General features: G+C 63.4%; 14 protein-coding genes. 3 read left to right on the top strand and 11 right to left on the bottom strand.

Going from position 1 to position 14,649, the window contains the following annotated elements; translation table 11 throughout:
* Positions 1–22: 22 nt before the first annotated feature.
* Both U2H20_RS11110 and U2H20_RS11105 read right to left on the bottom strand, forming a co-directional pair.
* Positions 23–976 (bottom strand): hypothetical protein, encoded by a 954-nt coding sequence (locus tag U2H20_RS11110; protein WP_430592343.1) that lies wholly within the window; start codon positions 974–976, stop codon positions 23–25.
* Entirely contained in the window at positions 969–2,414 is a 1,446-nt protein-coding gene (locus tag U2H20_RS11105; RefSeq protein WP_430592342.1) for an NAD(P)H-quinone dehydrogenase, read from the bottom strand. The genes U2H20_RS11110 and U2H20_RS11105 overlap by 8 nt, the downstream gene beginning before the upstream one ends.
* An 83-nt stretch (positions 2,415–2,497) precedes the next feature.
* On the opposite strand from U2H20_RS11105, the gene U2H20_RS11100 reads away from it, so the two are divergent.
* Complete coding sequence (locus U2H20_RS11100) at positions 2,498–3,328, top strand: purine-nucleoside phosphorylase (RefSeq protein WP_430592341.1); 831 nt, start codon at positions 2,498–2,500, stop codon at positions 3,326–3,328.
* The gene (locus U2H20_RS11095; protein ID WP_430592340.1) at positions 3,325–5,001 is read left to right on the top strand and encodes a phospho-sugar mutase; all 1,677 of its coding nucleotides are present in this window, start codon (positions 3,325–3,327) and stop codon (positions 4,999–5,001) included. Before U2H20_RS11100 ends, U2H20_RS11095 begins: the two co-directional genes overlap by 4 nt.
* A gap of 66 nt (positions 5,002–5,067) precedes the next feature.
* On the opposite strand, the gene U2H20_RS11090 is transcribed toward U2H20_RS11095, so the two are convergent.
* The 3 genes from U2H20_RS11090 to U2H20_RS11080 are packed head-to-tail and all read right to left on the bottom strand — an operon-like array spanning position 5,068 to position 6,933.
* Entirely contained in the window at positions 5,068–5,349 is a 282-nt protein-coding gene (locus tag U2H20_RS11090; protein ID WP_430592339.1) for a PTS sugar transporter subunit IIB, read from the bottom strand.
* 13 nt (positions 5,350–5,362) lie between these two features.
* Positions 5,363–5,827, bottom strand: a complete 465-nt coding sequence (locus U2H20_RS11085) for a PTS sugar transporter subunit IIA (protein WP_430592338.1) — start codon at positions 5,825–5,827, stop codon at positions 5,363–5,365.
* On the bottom strand, positions 5,824–6,933 hold the full coding sequence (locus U2H20_RS11080; protein ID WP_430592337.1) for an adenosine deaminase: 1,110 nt from the start codon (positions 6,931–6,933) through the stop codon (positions 5,824–5,826). Before U2H20_RS11080 ends, U2H20_RS11085 begins: the two co-directional genes overlap by 4 nt.
* A 100-nt stretch (positions 6,934–7,033) precedes the next feature.
* Between U2H20_RS11080 and U2H20_RS11075 the strand changes: the two genes are divergently transcribed.
* Entirely contained in the window at positions 7,034–7,987 is a 954-nt protein-coding gene (locus U2H20_RS11075; protein ID WP_430592336.1) for a nucleoside hydrolase, read from the top strand.
* On the opposite strand, the gene U2H20_RS11070 is transcribed toward U2H20_RS11075, so the two are convergent.
* The 6 genes from U2H20_RS11070 to U2H20_RS11045 all read right to left on the bottom strand — a co-directional run bounded on the left by U2H20_RS11070 (position 7,984) and on the right by U2H20_RS11045 (position 14,553).
* Positions 7,984–8,958 carry a hypothetical protein gene (locus U2H20_RS11070; protein WP_430592335.1) on the bottom strand — a complete coding sequence of 325 codons (975 nt, stop codon included), beginning with the start codon at positions 8,956–8,958 and terminating at the stop codon, positions 7,984–7,986. The genes U2H20_RS11075 and U2H20_RS11070 overlap by 4 nt on opposite strands.
* Positions 8,959–9,045: 87 nt before the next feature.
* Positions 9,046–9,834 (bottom strand): ABC transporter ATP-binding protein, encoded by a 789-nt coding sequence (locus tag U2H20_RS11065; RefSeq protein WP_430592334.1) that lies wholly within the window; start codon positions 9,832–9,834, stop codon positions 9,046–9,048.
* Entirely contained in the window at positions 9,831–10,700 is an 870-nt protein-coding gene (locus U2H20_RS11060) for an ABC transporter ATP-binding protein (RefSeq protein WP_430592333.1), read from the bottom strand. The genes U2H20_RS11065 and U2H20_RS11060 overlap by 4 nt, the downstream gene beginning before the upstream one ends.
* Positions 10,697–11,830 carry an ABC transporter permease gene (locus U2H20_RS11055; protein ID WP_430592332.1) on the bottom strand — a complete coding sequence of 378 codons (1,134 nt, stop codon included), beginning with the start codon at positions 11,828–11,830 and terminating at the stop codon, positions 10,697–10,699. Before U2H20_RS11055 ends, U2H20_RS11060 begins: the two co-directional genes overlap by 4 nt.
* Positions 11,831–11,836: 6 nt before the next feature.
* Positions 11,837–12,826: an ABC transporter permease gene (locus U2H20_RS11050; RefSeq protein WP_430592331.1), complete on the bottom strand. Its 990-nt coding sequence runs from the start codon at positions 12,824–12,826 to the stop codon at positions 11,837–11,839.
* A 38-nt stretch (positions 12,827–12,864) separates the two neighbouring features.
* Entirely contained in the window at positions 12,865–14,553 is a 1,689-nt protein-coding gene (locus U2H20_RS11045) for an ABC transporter substrate-binding protein (RefSeq protein WP_430592330.1), read from the bottom strand.
* Positions 14,554–14,649 lie beyond the last annotated feature (96 nt).

Raw genomic sequence — 14,649 nt, 5'->3', positions numbered from 1 at the left:
TCGTTCTCAGACCGTGTCGCCCTTAGTTCGAGTCGTTCTCCACCTGCTGGTGCGAGGACAGCACGAGCGGCTGCAGCGCGGTCGTTCCGTCTGGTTGCTCGGCGACGATGACTGCTTCGGTCAGCGCGTCGAGGCTCGGCATCGGCGCCTCCCATGCTTCGTGATCATTCTGATCGACAGGAGCGGTGTGCACTGAAGCGAGTCGTCCGTCGACGATGTGAACGGCGATCGCGAGCGAGAATCCCTCTGCCGAGATGAGCTGCAGCGTCACCGGGAGCCTGAACTCGCGAGGGAACTGCTGCGGAGCATCCATCGGGATCGCGAACTCGATCCAGCCGTTCATCTCCTCTTCACCGGGTGACTCGACCTTTCGAGCGGCGGCGAGCTGTTCGAGAAGTGCACTGACATCGAGCCCCTCGACCGCACGCAGCATTTGGCGCACAATCGCTCGCGAACGCTCTGAGAGCTCCACGATCTCGTCGGTTTGATGTTCCACGCTCTCGTGCTCGTCATCGACGCCGTCGTCGGAATCGACGACCCCGGCGGCAAAATACGCGAGCGAGGACACCGCGGCGAGCGCGAGTCGAGGTGCCGGTACGCCGAGGTTTCCGATCCCGCGAACGACCACTGCATCGAGTCGCTCGGAGACTTCGGACCCCGCGAGAGTCAGTCCCGCGCCGATCGATGCGATGCCTTGACGCTGCGCACGAATCTCGAACGGAGCGGTTCGGAGCGCACGCCAAATCGTCACGCCGGTCACCGCAGCGGTCGCCGCGCGCAGCAAGAACCTCGGGACGGGGTGCAGCGCGGCAGGGTTCGGCAGCGTCAACGCACCAACTGCGAGCGCGAGTGCTCCCTCGGTGATGAGATGACGACGACGGCTCTCTGCACGCGGGAAGGCGTGCGAAAGCGGATTGAACGACTCCGGGGCCTCGGACTGTGGATCGTCGGCGCTGTACCGCATTGCCTCACCCATCTTCGCGTCCGACCACGTGCATGGCACGAGCGGCATCGCTGATCGAGCCGGTGAGTGAGGGGTACACCGTGAAGACTCGCGCGACCATGTCGACCGTGAGTCGGTGTTCGACCGCCATCGCAACGGGGTAGATCAACTCGGAGGCCTTTGGAGCGACGATGACACCTCCTATGACGGTGCCCGATCCAGTGCGCGCGAAGAGCTTGACGAACCCGACCTTCATGTTCATCATCTTGGCGCGCGGGTTCACTTCGAGATCGACCTTGTAGATCGCACCCTGTGCGATGCCCTCTTCGATCTCGTGCTGGGTCCAGCCCACCGTCGCGATCTCCGGCTGCGTGAAGATGTTCGAGGCGACCGAGCGAAGACTGATCGGGTTCACGGCGTCGCCGAGCGCGTGGAACATTGCGGTGCGGCCCTGCATCGATGCGACTGAGGCGAGCGGCAGCGCGTTCGAGCAGTCACCGACGGCGTAGACGCTTGCGAGGTTGGTGCGGGCGACACGGTTGACGAGGATGTGCCCGCCGGGGCCGACCTCGATTCCCGCTTCTTCGAGACCGATGTTCTGCGTGTTCGGAACCGAACCGACCGCGACGAGGCAGTGCGATCCTGCGACGGTGCGGCCGTCTTCCAGGTGCACGGTGACGCCTGCGTCGGTGCGCTCGATGCTTGCAGCGCGCGACTTCGACAGCACGGTCATGCCCTGGCTCTTGAAGACGTCTTCAATGAGCGAGCCGGCATCGGCGTCCTCGTTCGGGAGCACCTGGTCGCGGCTCGAAACCAGCGTGACCTTGCTGCCGATGAAGCTGTACGCGCTCGCGAACTCGGCACCCGTGACACCGGAGCCGACGACGATGAGGTGTTCGGGGGTCTCCTTCAGGCCGTACAGCTGCGTCCAGGTCAGGATCCGTTCCCCGTCTGGCGGAGAGGTCGGCAGTACGCGCGGACTCGCGCCGACGGAGACGACGATCGTGTCTGCCTGGAACTCGTCGAAGTCCATGGCGCTGGGGCCGCTGCCGGTCGAGACGATGACCCGATTCGGACCATCCAAACGCCCTTCGCCCTCGATGATCTTCACGCCCGCCTTGTCGAGGTGGTCCTTCATCTCGAGGCTCTGGCGCGCGGCCAAGGAGAGCAGCCGGCGATTTACTGCCTGCAGATTGACCGCCACTTCGGGCTTGCTCGGGCGCCCGTCGGCGCCGCGCGCGAAGAACTGCACCCCGAGATCGCTCGCCTGCTCGATCGCAGCGGCAGCTTCAGCGGTCGCGATCAACGACTTGGAGGGCACGACATCGGTGAGCACTGCAGCGCCACCGACACCGACTCGTTCGATGAGCGTGACATCGGCCCCGAGGAGCGCTCCACCGAGTGCCGCGGCATATCCGCCTGGACCGCCACCGATGATGACTACTTTTTGTTGGCGCTGCGTATTGCTCATTGCTCTATTGTTTCCTACTTTCCGCGCTCCCGCGTGCGGCCTGCTGTGCCCCGTTCGCGGTGAATCCTCGTACGATGAGAGGTATGACACAGATTCACCCGCTCGAAGCGGAAAGCGCTGATCCGTTCGAGGTCGCACGGCGCGCAGCAGACGACATCCGGTCGATCACCGGAGTCGAGACCCATGACATTGCCCTCACCCTCGGGAGCGGCTGGGCGAAAGCCGCCGAAATCATCGGTGAGACGACCCACAACATCCCGGCAACGGAGATCACTGGATTCTCCCGCCCGGCCCTCGAGGGCCACGTCGGTACGATCCGGTCGATCGTGACACCGGAGGGCACGCGCGTCCTCGTCATCGGAGCCCGCACGCACTACTACGAGGGGCACAGCGTTCGTCGCGTCGTCCACTCCGTCCGCACCGCAGCCGCAGCCGGCGCACGAATCATGGTGCTCACCAACGGTGCCGGCGGGATCAAAGAGACCTGGAAGCCCGGACAACCGGTGCTCATCAGCGACCACTTGAACCTCACTGCGGATTCACCGCTCGAAGGCGCGAACTTCGTCGACCTCACCGACCTGTACTCCACTCGACTCCGCGACATTGCGCGTTCGGTCGACCCGAGCCTTGACGAGGGTGTGTACTGCCAGTTCCGTGGGCCGCACTATGAGACCCCCGCCGAAGTGCAGATGGCGAAGGTCATCGGGGGCGACATCTGTGGAATGTCGACCGCGCTCGAAGCCATCGCTGCTCGGGAAGCCGGTATGGAGATCCTCGGACTCAGCCTCATCACGAACCTTGCTGCCGGGATCCAGAAGACACCGCTCTCCCACGAAGAGGTCGTGGAAGCCGGTCGCGAAGCCGAACCAGTGCTCGCAGCCCTGCTCTCGAAGATTGTTGCAAACCTGCGATGACCACCGACGCACTCTTTGCAGCCGCCGAGTCGTGGCTGGCACAGGACCCTGACGAGTCGACGAGCGCAGAGTTGCGCGCGTTGATCGATTCGGCGCAGCAGGGAAACCACGAGGCTGTTCTCCAGTTGGAGGCGCGGTTCGAAGCTCGACTCGCGTTCGGGACCGCTGGCATCCGCGGCGAGCTCGGAGCGGGCCCTATGCGAATGAACCGCGTGCTCGTCGGCCAGGCGGCCGCTGGGCTCGCCGCGTTCCTGCTGGAACGCGACGCTGACGCTTCGATCGTCATCGGATACGACGGCCGCGTGAACAGCGATGTGTTCGCCCGGGACACCGCAGAGATCATGGCGGGAGCTGGCGTTCGCACGCTCCTGCTCCCCCGCCTCATGCCGACCCCGGTCACTGCCTTCGCCGTCCGCCACCTCGACACCTCCGCCGGCGTCATGGTGACCGCGAGCCACAATCCACCTCGAGACAACGGCTTCAAGGTGTACCTCGGCGACGACGACGAGGGCAGCCAGATCGTTGCCCCCGTCGACGCCGAGATCGCACAGCACATCGCCACCGTCGCCGAGACGATCTCCTTGAACGACGTCCCTCGCAGCAGCCAGTACGAGGTGGTGAGCGACGGACTCTGGGAAGCCTACGTTTCAGCGACCGCGAAGCTCTCCGCAGCACCGCAGAGCCCAGATCTGCGCGTCGTCTACTCGGCGATGCACGGTGTCGGATGGGAAACCGTCCGCGCCGTCCTCGCGCACGCGGGCTATGCAGAACCGATTCCCGTGCTCGCACAGATCGAACCCGACGGCTCGTTCCCGACGGTCGATTTTCCGAACCCCGAAGAGCCGGGCGCTCTCGACCTCGCGATTGCGACCGCGAGGGAGCACCGTGCGCACCTGATTCTCGCGAACGACCCGGACGCAGACCGCCTTGCCGTCTGCATCCCCGACGAGCGCGCAGACAACGGTTGGCGCGCACTCACGGGCAATGAGATCGGTCTGCTGCTCGGCTGGGACGCTGCCTCGCGTGCGGACTCCGGTGTGCTCGCCGCATCGATCGTCTCCTCACCGGGGCTCCGGAAGATCGCAGAGCACTTCTCCCTCGACGCCGCGGAGACCCTCACCGGGTTCAAATGGGTATCGCGAGTTCCAGGCATGATCTTCGGTTTCGAAGAGGCGCTCGGCTACTGCGTCGACCCGCAGGTCGTTCGCGACAAAGACGGCATCAGTGCGCTGCTGCGCGTCCTGGCCATTGCCGACGGGCTCGCGGCAAAGCACGAGACCCTCGCGAGTGAGCTCGAGCGAATCGCAGAGGCAGTTGGCGGCTTTGCAAGCGGCCAGGTGAGCGTTCGCGTTGATGATCTCCGGCTCATCGGCGTCATCATGGCGAACCTGCGAGCGCATGCACCGAGCGAGCTCGGCGGAGACGCCGTGGTCGAGGCAGACGATCTCTCGCTGCCAGAACACGGCGCAAAGGGCGACATCCTCCGGTTCACCCTCGAAAGCGGCTCACGAGTGATGGTCCGCCCGAGCGGCACCGAGCCGAAGGTGAAGGTCTATATCGACGCAGCTTCAACGACCGGAAGCGGTGCAGAGCGAATTGCGAGCGCAAAGACCGCGGTTGCAACCTTGTCGCAGGCCGCGGAGGATCTCCTGGCCCGAGCACAGGGCGAGTAGACCAAGGGTTTGGCGCGCGTACGACCGGACATTTCCGGACGCGCATGTGGAGGGCGTTCGCCCGCGTTAGTCGCGGCCGAGCGCCTTCCAGAGTTTCGCCTCGATTTCGCTCGAATCGAGGATGTTGTCGATCACGATCACATCGGCCCAGCCCGAGGCTCGAGCAGCGTCGGCGAACGCCTCGGTCGTCATCACGACCTGCGCATCAGCAGCGAGGGATGGGAGTGACTGAGCATCGGCCGCCGAAACGGCGCCCTCGAGATCGAGTTTGACGAGCGCGCGCTCGACTCCGACCTGCAGGATTGCGCTCGTCCCGACTCCAGCACCGCAGATCACGACGATGTTCATGCGTGGTCCCGGTTCACGAGTATTCCTTCGTGCTCGGAGCGCCCCACAGCAGGGCGCTCGCTTCTTCGGCGGAGTTCGCCGCGCTCAGCGCGCCGACGAGTCCTGGCTGATCGAGCACGCCACCGAGCGAAGAGAGCACGCGCAGGTGTTGCGCATTGCTCGTGCTCGCCGCCGCGATGATGACGTGGACGGGATCGTAGTGTGCATGCCCGAATGAGACGGGCTCATCGAGGACGACGATCGCGAGTGCGTCTTTTCGTACGATCGCGCTCGGGCTCGCGTGCGGAACAGCGATGCCTGGAACGAACACGCAATACGGTCCACGATCGTCGATCACCTGGATCATCTCGTCGATGTAGCTCGGGCCGACCGCTCCTGCGTGCACGAGATCTCGTCCAGCTGCGGTGACCGCCTCTTGCCACGTCGTTGCCGCGACGCCTTTGGCCAGCGTCGTGTTTCGTTCGTCGAGTTGCGTCATCGAAGATCTTCAAACCCGTCGGAGATCGCATCGGCGAGGTCTTCGCGTTCCTCGACCGGCAGGAACGCGGCAGCCACTGCATTGAGTTGGAAGGTCTCAATGTCGTCGAGGTCGTACGCGAATGCGTCGGCGAGCTCACCGAGCTCGTTCGTGAGGCTCGTGCCGCTCATCAATCGGTTGTCCGTATTCACCGTCACAGCAAAACCGAGCTGGTAGAGCAGGTCGAAGGGGTGATCGGCGATGTCGTCGCCCCACTGCGCGATCGTTCCCGTGTGCACGTTCGACACGGGAGAGATCTCGAGCGGAATCTGGCGGTCCTTGACCCATTCCGCGATCTCCCCGAGCTGCACGTAGGTGCTGTCGTCATCGACGCTCGAGATGGAGATGTCCTCGGCAACCCGCGTTCCGTGACCGAGACGTCGTGCGCGACCCGAGAACAGCGCGTCCTGCACGCTCTCGATTCCCGCTCCTTCGCCGGCATGCACGGTTGCAGGAAAATGTGCGCGGGCAATCAGGTCGAAGGCGTCCTGCAATCGTGCAGCCGGGAAGCCTTCTTCTGGGCCGGCGATATCGAACCCGACAACGCCCGAGTACCGGAAACGAAGCGCGAGGTCTGCGATTTCGAGCGCCCGGTCGTCTTGGCGCATTGCGCTCAAGATCTGATTGACCTGCATTCTGCGGCCGTGGGATCGGACGAGGTTCACTCCCTGGTCGATGCCCTCCTGGACCGCGGTCACGGCTTCGTCGAGCGTGAGCCCTTCGCGCTGGTGCTGTTCGGGCGCCCAGCGGACTTCTCCATAGATCACGCCGTCCTCGGAGAGGTCGACGACGTACTCTTTCGCCACGCGGCGAAGTTCCTCAGCCGTCTGCATGACGGAGATCGTGACGGCGAAGGTCTCGAGATACTCGGGCAGCGATCCCGACTTCGATGCCGATTCAAACCACTGCTGGAGCGCGCGGGGTTCTGACTCTGGGAGTTCAATTCCGCGCTGCTGCGCCAGGTCGACGATCGTCGAGGCCCGCAGCGCGCCATCGAGGTGGTCGTGGAGACTCACTTTCGGGACGAGCGCAAGGTCTACACCGTCGACGAAGTTCTGATCTGACATGCGAACCCTCCTGCACTCCGGGCCGCCATGACCCGGAACAATCTTAGACGGCCTCAGAAATGAGCGACAGTGCCCCGCCTCGCACCCGTACCCTGGGTGGATGCCTGCCATCATTCTCGACTGCGACCCTGGCCACGACGACGCAATCGCAATGCTCTACGCCGCAGGGCACGCGAACATCGAACTCCTTGCCGTCACCACCGTTGCAGGCAACCAGACGATCGAGAAAGTCACGCGCAACGCATTGGCCGTCGGCGAGATCGCAGGTCTCCACGGAGTCCCCTTCGCTCGCGGTGCCGGGCGTCCGCTCGTGAGAGACGCAGTGGTCGCTCCCGAGTATCACGGCGAGAGCGGCCTCGATGGCCCCGAGCTGCCCGACTCGACGATCGAGCTCGCACAGGAGCATGCCGTCGACCTCATCATCCGGACCGTGCTGGCCGCAGAACCGGGCAGCATCACGCTCGTGCCGACAGGCGCGCTCACCAACATCGCGCTTGCTGTGCGCAAGGAACCGAGGATCGTCGAGCTCGTCAAAGAAGTTGTGCTCATGGGCGGAGCCATGCGAGGCGGCAATTACTCGGCGAGCGCCGAGTACAACATTGCAATCGATCCGGAAGCGGCGCACATCGTGTTCGGCGCTGGCTGGAACGTCGTCATGATGGGTCTCGACATCACGCACCTCGCCCTCGCCGACGAATCAGTTCAGGCGGGAATCGCAGCGATCGGCAACCGAGCTGGTGCGTTCACGAGTGAACTGCTCGAGTTCTTCACCGGCAGCTACCGCGAACAGGGGTTCGGATGGCCGCCCGTCCACGATGTGCTCGCAGTCGCGTATGTCGCGAACCCCTCGGTGTTCACCCTGCTTCGAGCGCCGATCCACATTGAGCTGCACGGCGAGTTCACCACCGGCATGACCGTCGTCGATACGCGGCGTCCCGCAGATGAGTCCTGCACGACAGCACTCGGTATCGCTCTCGATGTCGCCGAGTTCTGGGACGACGTTCGAGCGTCGCTCGCCGCCGTCCCAGACCGGCCGTTGGTCGCTTCGGCTTAGCGAGTCCAGTCGAAGACGTAGGTGAGCGGTCCTTCGCTGCGCTCAGCGAGCGCCGTGAACACACGTTGCGCGTCCTCTGGCGAGACCGTCTGGCTGAGACCCTCGACCGTGATGTCGCCGCGGCTGAGCCAATCGAGCGCGAGGCGGAAGTTCGAGAGCACGCTGCCCTGACGGAAATCCGCTGGTTCGACCGGCAGCTGCCATTCCCAGCCGCTCCGCACGTGCAGGTAGCGGTGGAAGATCAGGTGCAGGAGTTCGTGCGCGGAAGCATCGGTGCGCTTCGCCCACGGGGTTCCGGTGAGCACCAGTTCACCGTTCTTCGCGGTCACTCGCGCCGCTTGCACCGTCGCACCGTCGTGTCCTGAGGCGTCGACGACGATTTCGAAGACATCCTCGGGGTCGTCGAGCACGGGCGATTCGAGCACGCGAATGCCCTCACCGAGCCCGGAGCGACGCTCCGCCACCGGATCCCACGCGGTGACACGGTACCCACTGGCTCGGAATGCCTTTGCACCAAGGTGTCCGACGAGGCCGAGGCCGACGATACCGACGCGGTCACCGGGGCGAGCGTTTGTCGTGATGAGAGCAGCCGCGGGAACCGCGATGATGCGCGCGAACACGGCAACCGTGGGATCGAGCCCTGCGGGGACCGGGATCGCACGGTTCTCGTGCTCCGTCTGCTGCGACTGGTGCGGACCGGTCGAGAACACGAGGTCGCCGACGGCGTGCTTCGTCACGCTCGCACCTATCTCTTCGATCCGGAACACCGAGGAGTATCCGATTGATTTCGGGTACGCGACGGCTGCTGGGTCGGCGGGCGCGAAGGCGCTCGCAAGCTCCGTTCCGGGGCTGATCAAGCTCGCGAGGGTCGAGCCTCGCACCTCGAATTCGCCGAGCGCCGCAGCGCTCGGGAGCGATGTCAGCGCAATGGTGCGATCGCCCGTGACCTGGATACTCCGAATGTCAGTCATACGTCCTTCTCAGTGTTCTTCCTTGACGGTGAATGTGCGTGCAGACGGGTGCGTGGTGTCTCGAAGCACCACGAACGAGCCTGCGCGTTACTTCTCGGCGAACTGCGCTTCCGGGTTCGGAGAGGCGTCGCGGAGGCGCTTGGTGTATTCGTGCTGTGGGTTCAAGATGACCTCGTCCGAGGGGCCCTGTTCCACGACGACGCCTTGGTAGAGCACCATGATCTCGTCACTGAAGTGACGCGCGGTCGCGAGGTCGTGCGTGATGTAGAGCACGCCGAGGTTCTCCTGCCGCTGCAGTTCACCGAGCAGGTTCAGGACTCCGAGCCGAATCGAGACGTCGAGCATCGAAACCGGCTCGTCAGCGATGAGCACGCTCGGCTTCGGAGCGAGCGCTCGCGCGATCGCGACGCGCTGCCGCTGACCACCGGAGAGCTCGTGCGGCTTCCGGTTGCGGACGGCGGCGCCGGGAACGAGCTGCACGCGTTCGAGCAGGCGCTCGACCTCCGCGTCGAGGTTCTTCTTCGTCGCTTGCTTGTGCAGCAGCAATGGCCGCGCCAAGTGATGGGCGATCGTGTGGAACGGGTTCAGCGAGGCGAAGGGGTCCTGGAAGACCATCTGCACTTCGCGACGGTAATCGCGCAAACCCTTGCCGAAGCGAGAGACCGGCTTCCCATCGAGCAGGATCTGCCCCGAGCTCGGTCGTTCGAGCTGGACGAGCATCTTCGCGATCGTGGATTTTCCACTGCCGCTCTGCCCAACGAGCGCGATCGTCTTTCCCGGCTCGAGCGTGAAGCTCACATCGTTGACCGCCATGAGCTTTTTCGACCCGCGGATGTTGTACTGCTTCGACACGTTGCGAAACTCGAGAACGCTCACTGTGCTGCTCCTTCGGCGACGATGGTTTCGTCGTTCCCGCTCCGGATGAATCCACCCCGGTCGCCCGTGAGGCTCGGGAACGATTTCAAGAGCTTTGCGGTGTACTCGTGCGAGGGGTTTCGGAAGATTCGTTCTGCTTCACCGAGTTCGACGATCTCGCCCTTCAGCATGACCGCGATTCGGTCGCTGATCTCCAGCAGCAGCGGGAGGTCGTGGGTGATGAAGATCACGGAGAAGCCGAACTGCTCCCGCAGCTCACTGATCTCCTGCAGGATGTCTCGCTGCACGAGCACATCGAGCGCGGTCGTGGGTTCGTCCATGATCATGAGCTGGGGCTTGAGCGCCAGCGCCATCGCGATCATGACTCGCTGTCGCATTCCGCCAGAGAGTTCGTGCGGGAAGGAACGCAGTCGGTCCCGCCCGACGCCGATCAGGTCGAGCAGTCCTGCGCTCTCCTCGCGCCGTTCCGCCTTCGACATCTCGGGGCGGTGCGTCGTGAAGATGTCGCCCAGTTGCTTCTCGATGTTGATGACCGGGTTCAATGCGTTCATTGCACCCTGGAACACCATCGAGACCTTGTCCCAGCGGTACTGCTGGAGCGCCTTCGTGCCGAGCGCGTTGATGTCGATATCGGTTCCGGACTTGTCGTGCAGAATCGCGCTGCCCGTGCGGATCACCGCTGGCGGGCGCAGAAGCCGGTTGATGCCGTAGGCGAGCGTCGTCTTCCCGCACCCTGACTCGCCTGCGAGACCGAGGATCTCACCACGCTGCAGTTCGAGGTTGACGTCGCGAACCGCGTGCACCGGCTGCGCGGTCTCGTAGACGATGTTGTAGTCCTTGATCGTCAAGAGCGTGTTGTCACTCATACCGCGACCCCTCCCTCGGTCTTCATGTTGAGGCGACGCTTGATGCGCTTCTTGTCTTTCCGCAGTGTGGTCGTGCGGAGCTTCGGGTTCACGACCTCGTCGATTGCGAAGTTCACGAGCGAGAGCGCTCCACCCAGCACGGCGATCATGATGCCCGGTGGAATGAACCACCACCAGATTCCGAGCGTCAGCGCGAAGCCGTTCTGCGCCTGGAACAACATGGTTCCCCAGGTGAAGGTGCCCGAGGCGCCAAGACCCAGGTAGCTGAGGCCTGCTTCAGCGAGAATCGCTGCGATGATCGCGAGCACGAACTGCGAGGCGAGCACGGGCATGAGGTTTGGCAGGATTTCGACGCCGATGATCCGCCATTGCTTTTCGCCGGAGACTCGGGCCGCTGCCACATAGTCGCGGTTTCTCAAGGAGAGCGTCACGGAGCGCAGCACTCGAGCCGAGGCGGCCCAGCTGGTGATCGCCAGCACGACCGCGAGGACCCAGATGGTTTTGTCTTCGACGTAGCTGGAGATCACGATGACGAGCGGGAGACCGGGGATCACGAGCATGATGTTCGTGAACAGCGAGAAGCTCTCGTCGAGCCATCCGCCGACGTAACTACCGATGACTCCGAAGATCATCGAGAGCACGAGTGCCAGAACACCGACGACGAGGCCGATGAGGAGCGAGCCCTGGGTTGCATGCGCGAGCTGCGCGAGCACATCCTGGCCGGTCTGCGTCGTGCCGAGCCAGAATTCTGCGCTCGGTGGCGTCCGGCTGATGTCGCGAATCGCGCGAGGGCTGCCGAGGAACATCGGGCCGAAGATCCCGAAGGCCGTGATGAGCCCGATCAGCACCAGTCCGGTGCCGAGCTTCGGCGTCATCGGCGGGAGCACATCGCGCCACCGTCGTGCCTTCGCTGGCGCTTCCGGAGCTCGAACCGCAGCGAACTGCGCGGTCAGGAGCGAAGCGCTGTCTTCACGTTTTGCGACGCTCGATGAGGCGGTGTCGGGAACGGCGAGGTCGGTGAACAGGATCTCCTGTTCGGTTCGGCCTGCGTCGTGTCGCGCCTCTGCGGCGTCTTCCGCTGCGTGGCGGTCGTTCTCGTCGCCGAGTGGGCGGTCGTTGTCGTTCGTCATGACGCCTTATCCCTTCGCTCGAGTCCGTGGATCGATGACGACGTAGAGCAAGTCAACGATGAGGTTGGCGCCAAGCACAGCGAGTGTGATGACGAGGAACAGTCCCTGCATGAGGGCGTAGTCGCTGTTGTTCACCGCTTGGAGCAGCGTGCTTCCGATACCGGGGTAGGAGAACACCTGCTCGGTCACGATCGAGCCGGAAACGACGAAGCCGAGCGAGATCGCGAATCCTGCGACCGACGGCAGCACCGCGTTGCGGGCTGCGTAGGCGGTCATGATGCGAACCGGGCGGAGGCCCTTTGCTTCAGCCGTGACGATGTAGTCCTCAGAGAGGGTCGACACCATCATGTTACGCATGCCGAGCAGCCATCCGCCGAAGGAGGAGATCACGATCGTCAGTGCCGGCAGTGTGCCGTGGTAGACGGCGGTCTTGAAGAATTCCCAGGTGAAGCCTGGTTGTGCGAGCTTGTAGTCGTAGCCGCCGCTGACGGGGAAGGCGTTCATGCCGACGGACAAGATGTAGAGCAGGACGAGTGCGAGCCAGAAGTACGGCACCGCCTGGAACATGGTCGTGACGGGAACCAAGTTGTCCAGCCACGAGCCACGCTTCCAGCCTGCGAGCATTCCGAGGGTGACACCCACGAGGAATGCGAAGAGGGTTCCGATTCCGATCATGACGACCGTCCAGGGCAATGCCTGACCGATGATCTCGACGACCGGGACCGGGTAGTACGTAATCGAAATTCCAAGGTTTCCCGTGAAGATCCCGACCAGGTAGTTCCAGTACTGCTCCAGAACTCCCTGATCAGGGTCCCCTCCGAGGAGGAGTTGGAGTGCCTCGCGCAACTCGTCACTCACTGGCCCGCGAGCCGACAGCTTCGCGACGAGAATGTCGACCGGGTTTCCCGGCAGCAGTCTCGGAAGCATGAAGTTCACGGTCAGTGCGCCCCAGAGCGCAACGGCATAGAAGCCAAGTTTGCGAGCGATATATCTCACTGTGTTGAGCCTCTCTCTACTCCTCCTCGGATCACGGCTTAGTTCGCTGGTTCGATCGTCTTCAACACGATGCCGTTATCCCACGCGCGGTCTGGGCGCGGGTAGGCGTACATGTTGTCTTCGGTCGGCCATCCCTGAACGTTCTCCGTGTTGTAGATCGTCAGCGCGGAGTTCACGAGGATCGGGATGTATGGCATGTCCGCCACGATCTCGTCCTGAATGAGCGCGTACTGTTCGGCCTTCACGGTCTCGTCGAGCGTTGCACCAGCAGCGTCGATTGCCGCGTCAACTGCAGGGTTGCTGTATCGCGAGAAGTTGTTTCCCGAGACGTCACCAACCGGAGCGGTGTTCCCGGAGTGGAAGTAGCGCAGGTAGACGTAGTACGGATCCGCCGCAACACCCTGTCCGAGCGAGTCGAGCGAGAGCTGGAAGTTTCCGTTGGTCTTGTTCGCGGTCCACTCCTGGAAGGAGACCTGAGCCGGCTTCAGTTCGATGCCGACTTCGAGCAGCTGTTCTGCTGCTGCGTCGATTGCTGCGATGTAGTCGGTCCAACCGGTCACAACCTGCACGGTGAGGCTGACTCGTTCGCCGTCCTTCGCGAAGATTCCGTCTGATCCGCGGGTGTAGCCAGCTTCTTCGAGCGCTGCGATTCCAGCCTCGACGTTTGCGGTGCCTGGCACTGGCTCGCTGTGCTCGGGCGAGATCCACTGCTCGTCACGGTCGAGGAGCGCGAAGGTCGGTGACATCTGACCGTTGTAGCTCGAGAACGCGAGAGTGTTCAGCTGGTCACGGTTGAGGCCGTGGTAGATCGCCGTACGAACTGCGATGTCGGTCTGCGGTCCGGTGCAGCCCATGGCGGCATCCGAGCAGGTGAAGAACGACGTCTGGTTCAGCGGCGTGTTGGTGTAGTCGAGCGGGGTTCCTGCGAAAACACCTTCGATGTCTGGCAGGAAGATTCCCGCGAGGTCGATCTGGCCCTGCAGGAGCGTGTCCGTTGCCGACTGGTTTCCCGTCAGGGAGATGTAGCGCACGGTGTCGACCGCTGGGCGTCCGCCCCAGTAGTTCTCGTTCGCTTCGAGCAGGTAGTTCTGCGAGTTGAATTCGCGGAGCGTGAATGCGCCCGTGCCGACCGGCTGTGCGTTCTGGTCGGTGGTCGGGTCGTCGATCTCAGACCAGATGTGCTCTGGAACGATTGCCGTGTTTCCGATGTAGGAGACCGCGTCCGTGAACGATGGTTCCGGGAAGGTGAACTTCACGGTGTTCTCGTCAACGAGCTCTGCTTCGCCGTCGTAGCCTGCCGTGTTGAACGCAGGAATCTCGGAGATCAGTTCGAAGGTGTAGACCACGTCAGCAGCACTGAACGCTTCGCCGTCGCTCCAGGCGACGTCGGTGCGGGTCGTGACAGTGAGTTCGGTGCCTTCTTCGTTGAATTCGAACGTCTCACCGAGCAGTGGCTCTGGGTCTCCGCCCGAGGTGATGTTGTAGTAGAACAGTGGCTCGTAAATCACTCCACGAGTCGACTGCAGGTTTCCTTCGATGAAGGGGTTGAAGTTTTCTGCAAAGTCGCCGGTTACTCCTGTGTAAACCACGACTTCAGATTCTCCGGCGTTTCCGCCTCCCCCGCCGCCTGTGCTGCCGTCTCCGCCGGCGCATGCGGTCATTGTGAGTGCGGCGGTGAGCGCGACTGCTGCGGCGCTGACTCCCCTTCGCGTCCTACGTGTAGACATTTGGTGCCCTTCGCTGTGTCATCAATCAGAGAGATGAGGGACCCACAACGAACCGCATCATCGCGGACCCAAAATCAGTGTAGGAAAACTTTTGTC

This window comes from Humidisolicoccus flavus, from assembly GCF_045689595.1.
GTDB classification, from domain to species: domain Bacteria; phylum Actinomycetota; class Actinomycetes; order Actinomycetales; family Microbacteriaceae; genus Humidisolicoccus; species Humidisolicoccus flavus.
This window is presented reverse-complemented; position numbering and strand designations above follow the sequence as displayed.